This window comes from Nostoc sp. NMS7 (genome assembly GCF_017115085.1).
Lineage (GTDB): Bacteria > Cyanobacteriota > Cyanobacteriia > Cyanobacteriales > Nostocaceae > Nostoc.
Genome location: NZ_JABXKJ010000107.1, coordinates 33,399 through 49,481 on the forward strand (window position 1 = coordinate 33,399; position 16,083 = coordinate 49,481).

The following is a 16,083-nucleotide window of genomic DNA, read 5'->3' on the forward strand; positions in this document are numbered from 1 at the left end:
CAGCACACGAAAGCACGTGCCTTCATTTGGGGTGGCTCCACTTCCAATTGCGGATTTCCGGCAAGTCTTCGCCGTGCTTGTCGATGTAATGCTTATGCTCGATCAACTTGTCCTGCATCATCTGCTTGAGATAGGCTCCTTTACTACCCAAATGCAGCAGACGATCCACCACGTCTTGCACCAGATGAAAGCGATCCAGGTCATTTTGTACCCTCATGTCAAAAGCCGTTGTGATCGTACCCTCTTCCTTGTAACCCCGGACATGGAGATTGCGATTGGTGCGGCGGTAGGTCAGCCGATGCACCAACCAGGGGTATCCATGAAAGCCAAAGATGATGTGCTTGTCTTTGGTAAAGAGCGAATCGTAATCCGTTTCGCTTAGTCCGTGCGGGTGTTCGCTCTCGGATTGCAACTTCATCAGATCGACAACATTAATTACCCGAATTTTCAGATCCGGCAGATGTTCGCGCAGGATGGAAACGGCAGCCAAAATCTCCAGCGTCGGCGTATCTCCACAGCAAGCCATCACCACATCCGGCTCAGTATCCTGGTCGTTGCTAGCCCATTGCCAGATGCCAATGCCTTCAGTGCAATGCACGATCGCCGCGTCCATACTCAACCATTGCGGGAGCGCGTGTTTGCCAGCAACCACCACATTCACGTAGTGTCGGCTGCGTAAGCAGTGATCAAAAACCGATAGCAGACAGTTCGCGTCGGGTGGCAGGTACACACGCACGATATCAGCTTTCTTGTTGATCACGTGGTCGAGAAAACCGGGGTCTTGGTGCGTGAAGCCGTTATGATCCTGCTGCCAGACGTGGGAGGCGAGCAGATAGTTCAGCGATGCGATTTTCCGTCGCCAGGGCAGTTCCGATGTTACCTTTAGCCACTTGGCGTGCTGGCTGAACATTGAATCAACGATGCGAATAAACGCCTCATAGCTGTTGAATAGTCCGTGCCGCCCAGTTAGCAAATAGCCTTCCAACCAACCCTGGCACTGGTGTTCACTGAGCATTGAGTCCAGTACTTGTCCGGCTGGCGCGAGGAATTCATCATTTTTTTCTTCCCGCCCTTCCCACTGACGATTAGTAACTTCAAACACCGCGCCCAAAAGATTCGAGAGTGTCTCATCGGGGCCGAAGATGCGGAAATTCCGCTGATTCAGCTTGACTACATCACGCAGGAATTTGCCCAGCACGAGGGTATCTTGACCGTCAACGGCACCGGGCGAAGGCACATGCACCGCGTGGTCGCGGAAGTCTGGCATTTGCAGGTCGTGTAGCAGTATACCGCCGTTGGCGTGGGGGTTCGCACCCATGCGGCGATCGCCCTTCGGGGCCAGTTCAGCCAATTCCGGCAGGAGGCATCCGTTTTCATCGAACAGTTCTTCTGCCTTGTAGCTTTTCATCCAGCTTTCCAACTGCTGGACATGATCGGGATGCTCGGAGTTCACCAGTAGCGGCACCTGGTGCGATCGCGATGTGCCCTCGATTTGCAAACCATCCACGACTTTTGGCCCCGTCCAGCCCTTGGGCGACTTCAGGATGATCACCGGCCAGCGCGGGCGAGTAGTATCGTTCTGGTTCCGCGCATTGCTTTGGCTTTGCCGAATGTCCTCGATCGCCTTGTCCAAGGTGCTGGCCATAAGTTCGTGCATCTTTTCCGGCTCGTCGCCTTCCACAAAGTAAGGTGTCCAGCCGCAGCCTCTGAGAAATTGTTCCAACTCCTCATGCTCAATGCGAGCCAAGACGGTTGGGTTGTTGATTTTGTAACCATTCAGGTGCAGGATTGGCAGCACAGCACCGTCGGTAATTGGGTTGAGTAACTTGTTAGACTGCCATGCAGTCGCTAAGGGGCCTGTCTCCGCTTCCCCGTCGCCGATGACGCAGGCAACAATTAGTGAGGGATTGTCGAAGGCAGCGCCGAAGGCATGACTGAGGGAGTACCCCAACTCACCCCCTTCGTGAATTGACCCCGGCGTTGTCGGCGCAACGTGGCTGGAAATCCCACCAGGAAATGAGAATTGCGTGAACAGCTTTTTCAACCCAGCTTCGTCCTGAGTGACGTTGGGATAAACTTCGCTCCAGGTGCCTTCGAGGTAAACGTTGCCCACAATTGCTGGGCCCCCGTGACCAGGGCCAGCGATGTAGAGCATATCTAGGTCATATTTCTTGATTACCCGATTCAAGTGTACATAGATAAAGTTCTGTCCCGGTGTCGTACCCCAGTGTCCAACCACCAGTGGTTTGACATGGGAGAGTTTCAGAGGCTCCTTCAGCAATGGATTGTCGTAGAGATAAATTTGCCCAACTGACAGATAGTTGGCGGCACGCCAGTAGGCATCTATCTTATGGAGTAGTTCTGGGGAAAGAGTCTTTGTTTTTATGGTTGATTGCCCAATTTCTAAGCCTATTCCGCCAGTCTTATCAATTACTTTCATGCTTCTTCCCTCTTTATTTATCTTTATCAGGATTTGTATCTTTTATGACTAAAACAGAACAATTCGCATGGTCAACGACATGATTGCTGACACTACCTACGAAAAATTCTGCGATCGCTGAGTGGTCATGCCGACCTAGTACGATCAGATCAGCATTCCACTCTTGAGCAACACTGGAAATCGTTGCCCCTGGCTCACCAAAATGGTGTTGATATTCAGCAGGAATATTTCGGGCAGTTGCCTGATCACAGTATTCTTGTAACCAAACTTTTGCCTGCTCAATCTCTAGCTGAAGTGTTTCCTCGCGAAATGATTGAGAAAGCCCAGTGTTGATCGGATAGAGTCCAAAGGTCCCACCTGACTCAAATCCTGGATCGATCGCAGTAAAGTCTACGAGGCAATGAAGGATCATCAATTTAGCTTGCTCTTGCTGCGCTAAATTGAGTGCCCGATCAAACACAATGGATGTTAAAGGAGAATGATTAATGGCAACCAGAATGCGTTTAAAGTTCATTGTTTCGAGCCTTCAGGTTAATCTCACTTCAAGTAATCTGCAACTATTGCAACCAAGTATGTGGCGATCGCATCCATCGGGTGGTTACGCCATCGCCAGAAGGCGGGACGGAGTATCGTCGCAAAAAAAGTGAGGCTATGCTGCGTGAACTTCCTGCTCAGTTTGAACCTTTGCTAAAGCCGCTTTGAGATTTGCTTCCTCGACATTCGAGAGCGAAGTTTGTAACACTTTGCCGTCAAAGGGTTTTAATTCTTCTAGAACTTTATCTGGAGTGACTTTGCGGGCAAGAATAAAGATAGCAGAGGTTCCAGGCTCCAGAGTCTTGCCCAATTCTCGGATAAAGTCGTCATCGATTCCAATATCAGTTAATGCACCTGAAAGCGCCCCACTGACGATGCCAACGGTGACACCCAGCAACGGATGGAGAAACAGCAACCCAATCAGCAATCCCCAAAAACTTCCACCTGCGGCTCCTGCTGTCAGTAGATCCAGGGTTTGCTTAACTTTGAGCTTACCCTTGTGGTTTTTGACTACGACGACGGCATCTTCCAAATCAACTAAATGCTCTTTCTGCATTTTTGCCAGCTTGAGCAACACTTCGTCGCCTTTAAATTCATCATTAAACCCAATCACAATTAAGTCACTCATAGTATTCTCTTCTAATGGTGTTCTACACGACTTGCAAGCCAAAATGGAATTCCAATTCCCACAAATTGAGCCACAATCATACTGATATTTGCTTGTACGACAAAAATATCAATCGGCTCAATCAGTTGTCCTGTCCGATAGACAGCGGCTCCTGGTGGAACTGATAGTGTTTTGAGAAGCAAGCCTCCAACAATTGTTTCGATACTGACTAACGTCAGCAACATTGCCGCCAAGTTCACTACAACTCCTAATTGTAAAACTTGAATTATTTCCTTGCGGCTAGGATGTAAAGCTGGTTCCGGGGCTGACAATTGTTGCCCAAGATGAACGTAGCGAAAGAACCAGTAAATGCTTAAGCCTAAAGCCGCAATTCCCCCAATTGCGGACAGCAAACCGATCCCTGATTTGAGATTGAGGTTGAGAGTCGGATCGAGAATCGCGAACCCTAAAATCAGAAGAGAAACAATGGTTAAAACAAACTGTATCCAAAACCCACTCCACCCCAACGATCGCAGTAAACTAGCAGCTTGCTGCCTCTCTGAAGGATGAGATTTTGATTCTAGGTAGCTAGACATAAGGCATTGCTCTCTAAATCTTTGCTTTGAACAATAGCAGGTGTGTCAAACTGTGAGGCACACTCGACAAACGCATACCACTTGTCCTGTTGTGTGCGGTGCGGCTCTGAATCTCTACTGTGAAGTGCGTCGCTGTCCTGAATGCAGAGTCAGCATCCAAACTCCATCAAACAAGAGATTGATTCCAATGAAAGTGCCAATCAGCCAAATTGCGCTAAACGGAAAGTTAGACCAAACGAAAATACCGAAAATAATGCCGATGATACCGCTCACCAGCATCAATCCCCAGTTAGGTGAAATCCGGCGCATTTGAAATGCAATGGACACTTGCAATTATGCCTTGCAAAAAAATGGTAATGCCCAACACTAACGTCAAGGCCAGCACCCCTTTGAACGGATTTACCACTACGAAAATTCCAGCCAGGAGATATAAATAAAAGACCGAGAATCAGCTTCCCGATGACTTTACCTGCACCTCTCGATTGAAAGGCATAAACGATTTGAGTAATTCCGGCAAAGGCCAAATACTAAGGTTGAAGCAACGCTAGCAAAGAAGGGAAAGGCGATGCCTGCGGCGGGCTGCGCCAACGCAATGATGCCCAACAGGATCATGAGAACAGCGATCGCGGTTGTCCATCCAGAGCTAACAACTTGCTCATCAATTTCAGGCTCAATAGTTCTCATGTTGATTTCCTTTTGAATCAAATCCTAAATGACCGCAGAGTTCTCGAAGAATTTCTTCACCGTTGCACTCGCTCATCACTTTCTGTTGATTAACTCTCGACCTCCGCAAAATTCCTGATTAGTTCCCTATTTTTTCACTAGAACAGAAAATGTTGAATACTTCCTCTATCTTGCTAGGTAAATAAGTTCAATTTTATCTACCGCTTTTGAATGGTTTATCAGGATTTGTATAATTTATACATCAACTCAAACACTAAATATGACTTGTTGATAATTGCTTCTGGCTTCAAACCTTTATTTTGATATTTCCAGACTTAACGGGAAAATTCACGTCGTTTCCTCCGAATTCAAAATTAATTCGATTAGGACTTACGCAAAACTACACAGCGTAGGGGCAATTCATGAATTGCCCCTACGGTAAAATCAGGGTTTGGGCTATTGTTTGCGTAAGTCCTGTCGATATTTGATAATTTGATATTTTCAAATGAGATAGAAGTTAATTTAGATAGCATTTTTTTATTAGTAACCGATTTCTCACCGATATTTAACCGATATTTCAACTTCTAAAATGTAACATCTTGGAACGAAAGCATTTTGGTAAGTTTATTTGAGTTTTAAGGAAATTTTTATGCCCCGTTTTTGGCACCGGATCTAACAAATTTCTTATTTGATTATCACAGGGTATTTTCTCAATTGAAAATAAACTTTCTGCGTTATCTTTTCCTTTATTGCTTTTCATTAATCGTTGATGATCTAAAAAAGACTCTGACTGAGTAAAAAAGATGGAAAATGCAGCCATCATTGCATCTTCTACCTGATATCTCGTATTATTTCCGGGTTTCCTTTCATCAGGTAAATCATGCAATTATTGACGTAAAAATTGCATTAATTCAGAAATTTCTAGACTCGCTGCTTTTTTAGCCATGTTTGAGTAATTTGACGCGCTGTCGGATTTTTAACTCACCGAGTTTACATCATCTGACAACAATTATAATTTTTTATTTCCCTTGAATTCCCTATTCTAAAAACCGAACTATTTTCCTCAATTTCCCCCTTTCGTTGTCAGGCAATCCATCTATTTGATTGAGTATTTATACTTAATTCCTCCACCCAATTGTTTTTTAGCGATGCCTGCGGCGGGCTGCGCCTACGCCTCTAGCTGAAAAAATAGTTTTTTTGTACTATATTTGGAATTCCAAAATCGGGGTTAATACTCTATTTATTTCAAAATGAGAATTGCTGAATTTTCGCGGATTTGATTGCCTTTTGTGAATAATTGCTGGAGATTTTGGTGAATTTGCTCATTAATTACTGGGTCGTCAACCCAGACTGCTGAAGCACCGCTACGAGCCTCCCTGCGTCTTTCTTCTGTTGTTTTTACATCTTCAACATTGGCTGAACTTGGTGCGGTAAGCGTTTGGGGAGCTATCTTACCTACATCCAGTTTTGGTTGGTTATAAAAACGGTAGCCTAGTCCACTGGAGAGAGATAGTACGACAAACAAAAACATCCCAGTAGAATAGAGACGGTTTTTTAGATGCGATCGCTTACTCTTAGGTCTAGTTTGCCTGTAATCCCTACGAAATAAACTCAAACACCACCCCCAAAAACTATACCACTATAGTGCTTGTTCATTATACTTGGGCAATTATCGATATCAGTGACCAATCTATTTTATCTACAACAAAACTTACTTTACATTGCTCCCCTATGAACCTAAAGTAGTCCAAATCAGTGATATCTCTGGAGTTAAGCGAAATACCTAAATTGGCTCATTGCGAGTTGCTATATTCATAATTACTGCTAATTATCAACACTTACTTTTCAGATTAATAATATTTAGTGTTTATTTCATCAATCTATAGCTTCAAAATCTTTATTTAAACGCTTCTTGTAGTTGTTCAGGTGTCAGAGATTTAATTAAACTTAACGGTAGTGGCTGCTGGCTAATTGTATTAACGTAATCTGTACTCAAATAAGGAAGGTAATTTGACTGTTCAGCAATGTATGTTTCAAAAAAGGGAACACTCAAAGCTTTAACATAACGACGTGCCAAAGCAGGACTTGAACCGATTACTTGTGTAGGAAGAGGTACGGTTGCATTTGGTGATTCTGCAATAGTAGAAAAATGTGTACCACCATTGATAAGTACTAAATATTTACTTGGAGTTGTTAACCAAGTAAAAGGCTGAATTTGCTCTGCTAAAGCTGGAGCAACTGTATCAGAATTGCCAGATACAATCATCACCGGAATTTTGATTTGGCTGAGACTAGCTTGACCAAAAATACTACTATCAACTGGATCGATCGCAATTACTGCTTTTACCCTTGCGTCAGATAAGTTATATTTAGCATTTGGTAAATTGAGCGCTAAACATTGAAGTAAAAGCGAAACATTTAACGTATCTTCCAAAGCTGGACAGTCAGCTTTCAGTTGCTCAAAATTAATCTTTGCACCCGCCAATGCTAATGCCGTATATCCACCAAATGATTGCCCTATTACACCAACTTGTTCTAAATCTAAACGTCCCTTAAATGTTGAATCAGACTGTGATAATCTAGTAAGTTCATCTAGTAAAAATTTAATATCTAAAGGTCTATCAATTAGTTCTCTAGGATTGGTAACTCTATCTGCTGTACCTGCTAATAATGCTTGCAGTTGTCTTGCATCACTACCAGGATGTTCTGGAACAGCAACCACAAAACCATAAGATGCGAGATGTTCAGCTAGATATGCAAAACTCGTTCTATCAGAACCAAGTCCGTGCGAAATGACAATTATCGTCCGAGGAGTTTGAGCAGTTGGGAGGTAAATATCAGCAGGAAATCTCCTCTGACGTGAGAGGTCATTAAGTGTAATAGTTTGCTTTGAGAAGCGAAAACTTCCGATTTTTCCCAAGTCCATTAATGGAATGGTCTTAAGTGTAGAAGTTATAGTTACTTTTTGTTGGGATTGTTGGTTAATAAATGCTACTGCATTTTGAGTTTGATTTACTAAATTCTGTAATGACTCTGCTATTGCCAAACTCTGGTTTAAGTTAATGGAAATTGCGCTTGCTGGAAACTTGTGTAATACATTTAAAAGCGTAAAATCTTTAGAATCTGCGGCTGACAAAATCAGTGCTGCACGAATTGCATAGAACCCTGATAAGTGAGATTCTGTTTGAATAACTTTCCCCAATTTTTCTAATAATCGCTCACCAATGGGTGTATAAAGAAATTGCGAAACTTCTACTTGATTTAAAGGAATAGGAGTTAGTAAAACCTGACGCAGTTCAGCTAGTTGTTTTTTGTCTACATAATGACTATATCCAGCTAAATCATTGTCTACTTTGCCTGTTCTAGCATAGGTTTCGAGCGAACTAATTGGGATAGAGCTTTCTAAAAGACCATAATTAAATTTTATGCGCTCTGCACCTAAAGCGGGATAAGCAGTTAGTGTAGGTAGCAATCCTATACTAAAAATTCTCAAAGCCAATTTTAGCCAAACAGTTTTTTTATCTATCAAATGAGTCATGATATATCAGTTAAAATAGTACATTATGCAAGAGTAAAATTAGCAGATAATAAAAGTTGATAGAGATTAACATCCCTTTCAACTAAGCAAGCATGACCGCTATGAGGTAAAGTTATTATCTGATGATTAGGGAAAATATTACTTAAATATTGTGCTTCTGCTTCTGAAGGTAAAAGTCGGTCATTTCTACTACCAATTAGTAAGACAGGTTGAGTAATTTGAGATAATTTATTCTCGTCAACATCAAATTCTCTCATCAGGGATAATCGCTGATTAGCAGTTTCTTGTGGTGCAGAACTAGTCGATTTTGAAAGAGCAAGGCTTGCAGTAGGTGAAATTCGACTTAAATTAGCTAAAAAAGGTAAAGATAAAAACGAGGATATTTTATAAAAAAGTTGAGGTGTATAAGGAAACAAAAGTGAACCAAAACTTAACCAAGGTACTCGATGAAATGAAGAAGCAGAATTAATTAAAATAATCTTTGTAAATAGCTGAGGAAACTTTTCTAATACTTTCAGCGCCAAGCAACCACCGAATGATTCTCCACAAAGATAAACGTGCGATGTCTCACGACAAGACACTTTGTGTCTACGCGGTACTTTTTCTAGTTCTATCTTGGTTAAAGTTGCTACTTTTTCTGTCATTTCATCCCAACTTGTGAGAACATCAGGGGGAATGACAAAACAGCGTACATCAAAAGCTGCTTCTAAACCTGCTGTTTGAATATACATCAATTCCTTGCCAGTCTCATCCATTCCAGGTAGAAATACAAAGAGTGGATAATTATGGTTAGATAATTCGGGAGTTAAAAAATAAGGATGACTACGAATTTTAGATGGCATAAATAAACTAATTTACGAGAACAAGAGTGATAATTTCGATAAGTCAGTAAAAATTTTTAGCTACAACTAAATTAACTCAGAACTAAAGCTGTTTTTATCTACATCTTTTTGGGTATTGACATCATCATTAGTTGCTTGCAAACAATCTTGCTCTATTTGATCTACTAAACGTAAATCAAGCAGACTGGCAACCCAACCAGCCGTCAATCCTTGGAAAAAAACTGTCATCATTATTGTCAAAAATACTAAGGCTTTAATTGAATCACCGCCATTGATACCCTGTTTTGTAAGTGAAACTGCAAATAAAGAAGCCAAAGAAGCAGCTACAATTCCACGAGGAGCAACCCAAGATAAAAATAACTGCTGTTGCCAGTTAAAACCTTGATTCCAGGTAGATATTAAAATATTAATAGGACGCACTATTAGCATCAGCACTAGAACTGTCAGAACACTACCCCAACCTAAAGCGAAAACACTGGCAATTGATAAGTCTGCTGCTAACAGAATGAACAAAACCGAATTAGCTAAAATGCTCAACTGTTCATTAAACTTACGCAATAAAGATTCTGAAGGTAGGTTACTAGCTCTTAAAACTATCCCCATAACTACAGCAACCACCAAACCAGATTCACTACGTAACACCTGTGCCAAACTAAATAAACCCCAGACACTAGCTAAAACGACTAGATTTTTTAACTCTTGGGATAAGAATTGATCCTGTTGGATAATTTGGGATAGTAACCAGCCTCCAGCTATACCAATAACTACGCCTATACCCAAACGCAAAACCAAACCCTTAATTAAAATGAGCGGCTCCACATTTCCACTCAAAACAAAGTGAAGCACAATCACAGCCAAAATCGCACCAATTGGATCGATAAAAACACCCTCCCCTTCTAAAAGTGTTGAGACTTTTTTTTCTACACCAATTTGTTTGAGCAGTGGATTAATTACTGTTGGGCCTGTCACAACTACTAAGGAGGCATAAAGAAAAGCAATTGACCAGGGAAATTCACTCAGCCAGTGTGCAGCCATTCCAGCACCAGTTAAGGTAATCAGCACTCCCAAAGTGACAAGATTGCGAAGACTACTAGAAACCTCTTTTAACTCTCCTAACTGTAGATTTAAACCACCCTCGAATAAAATAAGTGCTACTGACAGCGAAACCACAACTTCTAAACCAATGCCCAGTAAAGATGGATTTAAAAAATCAAACCCATCTCGTCCCAGAAGAATCCCAAACAGAAGTAGCAAGACTATACTAGGAATGTGAAAATAACCAGCTAAAACTTGAGCAGCAATACCAGCCACAACTGTTGCACTGATCAGAATAGTAATGGGCAAGGATTCTTCCATAGAAAAATTAAGTTGCGCTGTACAACCTCCTATAACTGAATCTTCCTAAATTATGAGGTTTATATTTCAGGAAAAAATATAGCTATTTACGCTGTGCTGTACTAGCTTTTTAACAGGCTGATACTGGCGCGACAGGCTATGCATAGTTTACTTCACTAAAGGAGTATACTAACGCACTGCTAGCGATCGCTACTAACTCAATACGCTTGGGTTAAGGGCTACTGGCAACAATTTTGGGTTTTCGAGACGCGATAAATCGCCGTCTCTACAAGTGTTTTGTTTGGCTCTTTTTGATCCGAAATGTATTGAAAGGCGATCGCTAAGTTAGCCCCCATCGCCGCAAAGATTGTTTTTTTAGATGAATCAGTTGCCATGATTGTAAATATTAGCTTCTAATAGGTAAGTTTTTCACAGATTTCTTTCTCCTCTTCCTCACAACATAATGCATCATGTTATGGTGTTCGCTATCTTCTTCTTCGCTGCCGTTATCCATCATTCTCAGCATATTCGGCCCACCAGTTTTGAAGAACCGCGCAACTAATAAAGCTGCTAGAGCCAAAAACAAAATATTCAATACTGTAGTGTAGTTAAATTGGATAGATGCCTCAACTACTTTGGCGTTGTGTTCTTGTGGTATTAACCCCAAAATCTGGAACAGAATTTCAATGATTAATGCCGCACTTACCATTGCTGTGTAGAAAGCGATCGCTAGAAATATGCTAACTTTTAAACTGTAATATTTGCGGTAAATATTCAAAATTGGTAGTATAATCAGGTCGGCAAAAATAAATGCAACTACTCCTCCAAAGCTAATACCTCCATTCCACAGCACAGCCGCTAGAGGAACATTCCCCACAGAACAAACAAAGGAAAATATTGCTACAATTGGCCCGACAATGGGCCCCCATAATTTCGACCATATAGGGTGATCTGTGAGAAAGAATGCTTGCCAAAAGTCGTTGGATACCCAAGCAGCCAAAGCCCCTGCAATTACTAATCCCAATCCAATATCTAACCATACTGAAACCCAGTCCATGACAAAGTAGTGGCTAATGGATGTAAATCCTTTATCAGAAAAAATTCTTTGCCAAATGGAACCTTCTGTCACCGACATATTCATGTTGGCGTGTCCTTCCATTTTGCCAGAGAGTCCCCGGTTGGCTTGCTGTTTAGCTGCTTTCACCATCTGGGGTTTTAGGAATACTTTAAATAGAAACACTAATATGGCAATCATCAACAACCCACCGACATACTCAGCCAGGGTAAATTGCCACCCCATTAATACTGCCAAGATAATGCCTAGTTCAATGACTAAATTAGTTGAGGCAAATTGAAATGCGATCGCTGCTGTAAAGTTACCACCTTTGCGAAAGATGGAACGGGCAAGGGCGACAGAAGCATAAGAACATGACGATGAAGCTGCACCTAAACCACAGGCTACTGCGATCGATTTTGGTGACGCATCTGGTAGTAGTCGGCTCATTTCCCCTTTGGAAATTACCGCTTGAACAATACCTGATAGTGTAAAACCAAGAATGAGCGCCCAAAGAATTTCCCAGAACATAGAAAATGTCATGCTGAGTGCTAGGAAAATTCCATTGATGGGGTCGCTAAAAGGGTTTATAGTGTTCATTTTTATCAATTATCAGAATAGTTTTATCCCAATTCCTAAGTAGTAGAAACTTCTAATTCACCATCGAGATGGGTAACTTCCCATTGAGTCTGTTCGCCATCACGCCAAAAGCGTAATCCCACCGTAGCGTCTCCCACGGACAAATTTGTGAGTTCTAAATCGGGTAAGCAATCTGGTAGATTCGGCTGTACTTTTAACTGTTGTTTTGAGGCATCAGCTTTGAGTCCTAAAATGGTACGAATCAGTAAGAAAATTGAACCAGCAGCCCAAGCCTGGGGTATATTAGCGTCTGGGTAGGGGACTGGAAAGTTATCATCTTGGCGATCAATTCCCGCAAACAATTCTGGCATTCGCCCAGCTTGAAAATAACTAGCAGCAGCAAAAATCCCCTCAGCAATGCGGTTAGCTTCTTTGTGATAGCCATACTTTTTTAATCCAGCAGCGATGATCGAGTTATCATGAGGCCAAACACTACCGCGTTGATAACTAATTGGGTTATATGCCAGATTTTCAGATGAAAGAGTCCGCACACCCCAACCACACCACATATCTGGTTGAAAAAGTCGGTTAACAAGTTTTTTTGCTCGTTCCTCTGGGACGATACCAGACCAGAGCAAATGACCCGGATTTGAGGTAATTGATTGAATTTGCTGCTTTTTATCGTCTAATCCTAAACAGTAAAAGCCAACTGATTCCATCCAAAAGCGATCGTTAAATCGTTGATAAAGTTCTTCGGCTTTTTGACGCAGCTTTTTCGCTTGTTCTTTTTCGCCCCAGACTTCATAAATTAAAGCTGCCCTCAGCCACGCATCATAAACGTAGCCTTGGACTTCACATAAAGCGATTGGCGGCTCAACTAACTCACCATTTGGGTAAACTATTGCGTCACCCGAATCTTTCCAACCTTGATTGCGTAATCCTTTTGACGAATGAGTTAAGTACTCAACAAATCCATCCCCGTCCAAGTCGCCGTATTTATCAATCCAATTTAGCGCCTTTTCCAGTGGTTCTCGGCACTCATCAAGCATACTGAGGTCGGCGTTCCAGTTATAGGCTTCAGATAAAGTAACAATCCAAAGGATGGTAGTATCTACTGTTCCGTAATAGGGATGATATGGAAGTAAGTTTAGTGTGGTTAACTCATCGCGCCGCATTTCGTGCAGCATTTTGCCTGGTTGGGCATCGTGCCAATCATCCAACTCAGTTGCCTGGAGTTGAGCCAGTTTTAGCAACGTGCCACGGGCAAATTCATGATAAACTGCGATCGCTTGCAAGCTAGCAATTATTGAGTCACGTCCAAAAACAGCAACAAACCAGGGAATACCAGCAGCAGGCATCCAAAATTGATGTCCATTATCATCCACCTCAATCCGCAACGCTCCCATATCTGCGATCGCTTGCTGATAGTATTCGGCAATTTCAGCATTAGACGAGCGCAACTTTGTTGCATTAGTCAGAAATTCATCCCTAACCTTTCCCGCTTTCGTATTGTGAGGCACAGCGCAGGTATTTTGAGGTTTGAAAACATTTCCATCAGCTAAGGCTGTAAAATTGACACAAGTGTGCCATGTTTTCCCAGGAGCAATGACCACATCAAACATTAAACGACCATTGGCATAGCGTGGCTCAGAATTACCACAAACTGGCTCAATCACAATACCTCGCAAGAAAGAGCCATTGCGATATTCAGTAGTAAGTACACCATTTTCCCATTTGGTTTGTGTCTCACCCCGCGTCAATATTTGCTGTGATTTGACTTCAAAAATATCCGCAAAATCAGAACGCACAGCTAGCATTAATTGAAACTTAACAGCTTCACTGTGATAGTTAATTATATCAATATCTTCATGCATACCTTCCACAATGTCGCGCCGAACAGTTACAAGCAAACTACCAGCAGGTAAAGAGCCGTTGATAATAGGAAGTTGTGGGTTAGTGAATTGGTAAAGTGCATTATGATGGGTGATATTGCTAGAGGCTAGCAGCGAAAGGCGATAGCGATTCAGAGAAATTTCGTAGTAAGAAATCAGCCGTGTGTCCCAAACAAAAAAACCTTGAGGTAAATTCTCGTCGATAGAACCATCACTAGCCGTTACTAAAAAAGAGGAACCATCGTTAATGGTTATCAAACCCGAATTGACAGTAACTTTTGTAGGCATTCTCAATTAACCAATTGTGTGGTTTTAATTTCCCCGCTTCCAACAAGCAGCAAGTTTTGTGGCTCTTTTTAAATCCCAGCTACAAAACTTAAGTACGAATTACGAATTACGAATTACGAATTATCTTAACCATTCTCTGTAAAACCTGGATATAATGTCATACCACCATCTACAAACAGTGTTGTACCGTTGACATAATCAGAGTCATCAGAAGCCAACCAAACTGCTGCTTTGGCGATATCTTCTACATCACCCACACGTTTTGCTGGAATTAGTTTTAGTAAATTTGCCTCTGCTTGTGGGGTATCCCAAGCTGATTTGTTAATTGGGGTTTTGATTGCACCAGGAGCAATACTATTAACACGAATTTTGTGGGGGGCAAGTTCTTGGGCAATACTTTGCATCATCATATTAATACCACCCTTGCTAGTAGCATAATTGACGTGACCAGCCCAAGGAATTACCTGATGCAGCCAAATAGCGAGCGATCGCTTCACCAATCCCAGAACTACCACCTGTCACAAGTGCTTTTTGACCTTTAAGCAGATAAGGGGAATAACTCATAATACTTTTTCAGAATTTTTGCTATGTATTTTCATTTGCAAAGTTTGAGGATAGCTGATATTGAAAACTTATGATTGAATCCAAATTGAAGCAAGCTGTCCTACGTTGAACTTTTTATACCAATTACACATTTTGCTTATGTTTTTAATTTTTGACAGCTATTTTGGTGATTCTGGCATTACTTTAGAGGTTTGCAAGAATGAACGCTTCTAGCCATTGGAATAATAAATATCTCTACCGAAAGAGCTATAAAAATTTCATCACGATTTCATTATTGGATGAAATCTTTAAAGGATGAAGTCAATGAAGAGGAAAAGGGGCAGGGATCAGGGGGCAGGGGGAAAACCCCATAAATAAATTTATTAGAATTATAAATTGGAGGAATTTAGCTTACAGGAAACCATAATTTATTTTTGGATAATTCATCCCTAAGATAGTAGCTTTTTGCTCTATCTTTTAGATATTAATTGTTAGGAATTCTAAATGTTGTCAGCATCTGCAAAATTAAAAATCTTCAAACATTCAATACTGAATCCTATTTTTACAAAATATCTAAGTAATCACAGATCCTGACATCCCAAGGAAAAAACGATGTCTGCCTTACCTCTCAATAGCCAGAATCTACCGTACCCCGATCCTTTGCACCCAATTATCGTTCACTTTGTGATTGCGATGGTGTTTTTTTCTTTCTTTTGCGATGTAGTGGGATATTTTAGCCGCAATGTGCGTTTATTTGAGGTGAGTTTCTGGAATATGTTTGTTGCTGCGATCGCAATTTTCTTAGCGATTATCTTTGGCCAGTTTGAAGCCGGACTAGCAAAAGTCCAGACAGCAGCCCAATCAACACTGATTAGCGGTACTTACTTTGCCTTAATGGAAACAGATGTATACGTTGAATCCCTTGATCAATACGCCTCAAAAGCAATTCAAGAAACTCCAGCACCAGGTAAAGATCCACTAATTGCACGGGGGTTACAAAAAGAGCAATATGTTGGCATTATTGGACTAGCGATCGCTCTAATTGCTGCTGTTGGATTTTTTAGTCGCCGAGTTGAATATGCTATTGGATTTGCTGTGTTCCTCACCGCTATTTTGATAGCTTTGTTTTTATTCATCTAGCATAGCTTTCATTAATAAAACATCATAATTTA

The 16,083-nt window shown here is 41.6% G+C and carries 16 protein-coding genes and 2 pseudogenes; 1 reads left to right on the forward strand and 17 read right to left on the reverse strand.

The genetic code is table 11. The features are described from left to right. Positions 1-22: 22 nt before the first annotated feature. The 17 genes and pseudogenes from HWQ38_RS11310 to HWQ38_RS11380 all read right to left on the reverse strand — a co-directional run bounded on the left by HWQ38_RS11310 (position 23) and on the right by HWQ38_RS11380 (position 14,883). Positions 23-2,440 (reverse strand): phosphoketolase, encoded by a 2,418-nt coding sequence (locus HWQ38_RS11310; protein ID WP_292793295.1) that lies wholly within the window; start codon positions 2,438-2,440, stop codon positions 23-25. 13 nt (positions 2,441-2,453) lie between these two features. Further along, the gene (locus HWQ38_RS11315) at positions 2,454-2,954 is read right to left on the reverse strand and encodes a universal stress protein (RefSeq protein WP_292793298.1); all 501 of its coding nucleotides are present in this window, start codon (positions 2,952-2,954) and stop codon (positions 2,454-2,456) included. 135 nt (positions 2,955-3,089) lie between these two features. Beyond that, the gene (locus HWQ38_RS11320; RefSeq protein ID WP_292793300.1) at positions 3,090-3,602 is read right to left on the reverse strand and encodes a DUF1269 domain-containing protein; all 513 of its coding nucleotides are present in this window, start codon (positions 3,600-3,602) and stop codon (positions 3,090-3,092) included. 11 nt (positions 3,603-3,613) lie between these two features. Beyond that, positions 3,614-4,177: a DUF3611 family protein gene (locus HWQ38_RS11325; protein WP_292793303.1), complete on the reverse strand. Its 564-nt coding sequence runs from the start codon at positions 4,175-4,177 to the stop codon at positions 3,614-3,616. Between the two features lie 114 nt (positions 4,178-4,291). Next, positions 4,292-4,504, reverse strand: a complete 213-nt coding sequence (locus tag HWQ38_RS11330) for a hypothetical protein (protein WP_292793306.1) — start codon at positions 4,502-4,504, stop codon at positions 4,292-4,294. After that, on the reverse strand, positions 4,467-4,583 hold the full coding sequence (locus tag HWQ38_RS40405; protein ID WP_366933269.1) for a hypothetical protein: 117 nt from the start codon (positions 4,581-4,583) through the stop codon (positions 4,467-4,469). The genes HWQ38_RS11330 and HWQ38_RS40405 overlap by 38 nt, the downstream gene beginning before the upstream one ends. Positions 4,584-4,642: 59 nt before the next feature. Then, positions 4,643-4,861 (reverse strand): hypothetical protein, encoded by a 219-nt coding sequence (locus HWQ38_RS11335; RefSeq protein WP_292793308.1) that lies wholly within the window; start codon positions 4,859-4,861, stop codon positions 4,643-4,645. After that, the gene (locus HWQ38_RS40410) at positions 4,848-4,937 is read right to left on the reverse strand and encodes a hypothetical protein (protein ID WP_366933270.1); all 90 of its coding nucleotides are present in this window, start codon (positions 4,935-4,937) and stop codon (positions 4,848-4,850) included. The genes HWQ38_RS11335 and HWQ38_RS40410 overlap by 14 nt, the downstream gene beginning before the upstream one ends. Before the next feature lie 564 nt (positions 4,938-5,501). Beyond that, positions 5,502-5,726, reverse strand: a pseudogene (locus HWQ38_RS11340) (ISNCY family transposase); the annotation flags it as partial. 354 nt (positions 5,727-6,080) lie between these two features. Further along, positions 6,081-6,455, reverse strand: a complete 375-nt coding sequence (locus tag HWQ38_RS11345) for a hypothetical protein (RefSeq protein WP_292793311.1) — start codon at positions 6,453-6,455, stop codon at positions 6,081-6,083. Between the two features lie 282 nt (positions 6,456-6,737). After that, entirely contained in the window at positions 6,738-8,378 is a 1,641-nt protein-coding gene (locus tag HWQ38_RS11350) for an alpha/beta hydrolase (protein ID WP_292793314.1), read from the reverse strand. Positions 8,379-8,401: 23 nt separating this feature from the next. Beyond that, a complete protein-coding gene (locus HWQ38_RS11355; protein ID WP_292793316.1) occupies positions 8,402-9,220 on the reverse strand; it encodes an alpha/beta fold hydrolase in 819 nt (272 codons plus the stop codon). Positions 9,221-9,406: 186 nt separating this feature from the next. Continuing rightward, positions 9,407-10,576 (reverse strand): annotated as a pseudogene (locus HWQ38_RS11360) (sodium:proton antiporter); the annotation flags it as partial. 218 nt (positions 10,577-10,794) lie between these two features. Continuing rightward, complete coding sequence (locus tag HWQ38_RS11365; protein WP_292793318.1) at positions 10,795-10,950, reverse strand: hypothetical protein; 156 nt, start codon at positions 10,948-10,950, stop codon at positions 10,795-10,797. Positions 10,951-10,961: 11 nt separating this feature from the next. Next, positions 10,962-12,209, reverse strand: coding sequence for a permease (locus HWQ38_RS11370; protein WP_292793320.1), 1,248 nt, complete (start codon positions 12,207-12,209; stop codon positions 10,962-10,964). Between the two features lie 35 nt (positions 12,210-12,244). Further along, positions 12,245-14,368: a glycogen debranching N-terminal domain-containing protein gene (locus HWQ38_RS11375; protein ID WP_292793322.1), complete on the reverse strand. Its 2,124-nt coding sequence runs from the start codon at positions 14,366-14,368 to the stop codon at positions 12,245-12,247. A 125-nt stretch (positions 14,369-14,493) separates the two neighbouring features. Beyond that, positions 14,494-14,883 carry an SDR family oxidoreductase gene (locus tag HWQ38_RS11380; protein ID WP_292793324.1) on the reverse strand — a complete coding sequence of 130 codons (390 nt, stop codon included), beginning with the start codon at positions 14,881-14,883 and terminating at the stop codon, positions 14,494-14,496. Between the two features lie 640 nt (positions 14,884-15,523). On the opposite strand from HWQ38_RS11380, the gene HWQ38_RS11385 reads away from it, so the two are divergent. Next, positions 15,524-16,051, forward strand: coding sequence for a DUF2231 domain-containing protein (locus HWQ38_RS11385; RefSeq protein WP_292793327.1), 528 nt, complete (start codon positions 15,524-15,526; stop codon positions 16,049-16,051). Positions 16,052-16,083 lie beyond the last annotated feature (32 nt).

Coding starts and splice junctions, on each gene's coding strand:
- HWQ38_RS11370 (WP_292793320.1), bottom strand. CDS start 12,209: ATGAACACTATAAACCCTTTTAGCGACCCCATCAATGGAATTTTCCTA.
- HWQ38_RS11385 (WP_292793327.1), top strand. CDS start 15,524: ATGTCTGCCTTACCTCTCAATAGCCAGAATCTACCGTACCCCGATCCT.
- HWQ38_RS11315 (WP_292793298.1), bottom strand. CDS start 2,954: ATGAACTTTAAACGCATTCTGGTTGCCATTAATCATTCTCCTTTAACA.
- HWQ38_RS11310 (WP_292793295.1), bottom strand. CDS start 2,440: ATGAAAGTAATTGATAAGACTGGCGGAATAGGCTTAGAAATTGGGCAA.
- HWQ38_RS11320 (WP_292793300.1), bottom strand. CDS start 3,602: ATGAGTGACTTAATTGTGATTGGGTTTAATGATGAATTTAAAGGCGAC.
- HWQ38_RS11365 (WP_292793318.1), bottom strand. CDS start 10,950: ATGGCAACTGATTCATCTAAAAAAACAATCTTTGCGGCGATGGGGGCT.
- HWQ38_RS11355 (WP_292793316.1), bottom strand. CDS start 9,220: ATGCCATCTAAAATTCGTAGTCATCCTTATTTTTTAACTCCCGAATTA.
- HWQ38_RS11325 (WP_292793303.1), bottom strand. CDS start 4,177: ATGTCTAGCTACCTAGAATCAAAATCTCATCCTTCAGAGAGGCAGCAA.
- HWQ38_RS40410 (WP_366933270.1), bottom strand. CDS start 4,937: ATGAGCGAGTGCAACGGTGAAGAAATTCTTCGAGAACTCTGCGGTCAT.
- HWQ38_RS11335 (WP_292793308.1), bottom strand. CDS start 4,861: ATGAGAACTATTGAGCCTGAAATTGATGAGCAAGTTGTTAGCTCTGGA.
- HWQ38_RS11375 (WP_292793322.1), bottom strand. CDS start 14,368: ATGCCTACAAAAGTTACTGTCAATTCGGGTTTGATAACCATTAACGAT.
- HWQ38_RS11350 (WP_292793314.1), bottom strand. CDS start 8,378: ATGACTCATTTGATAGATAAAAAAACTGTTTGGCTAAAATTGGCTTTG.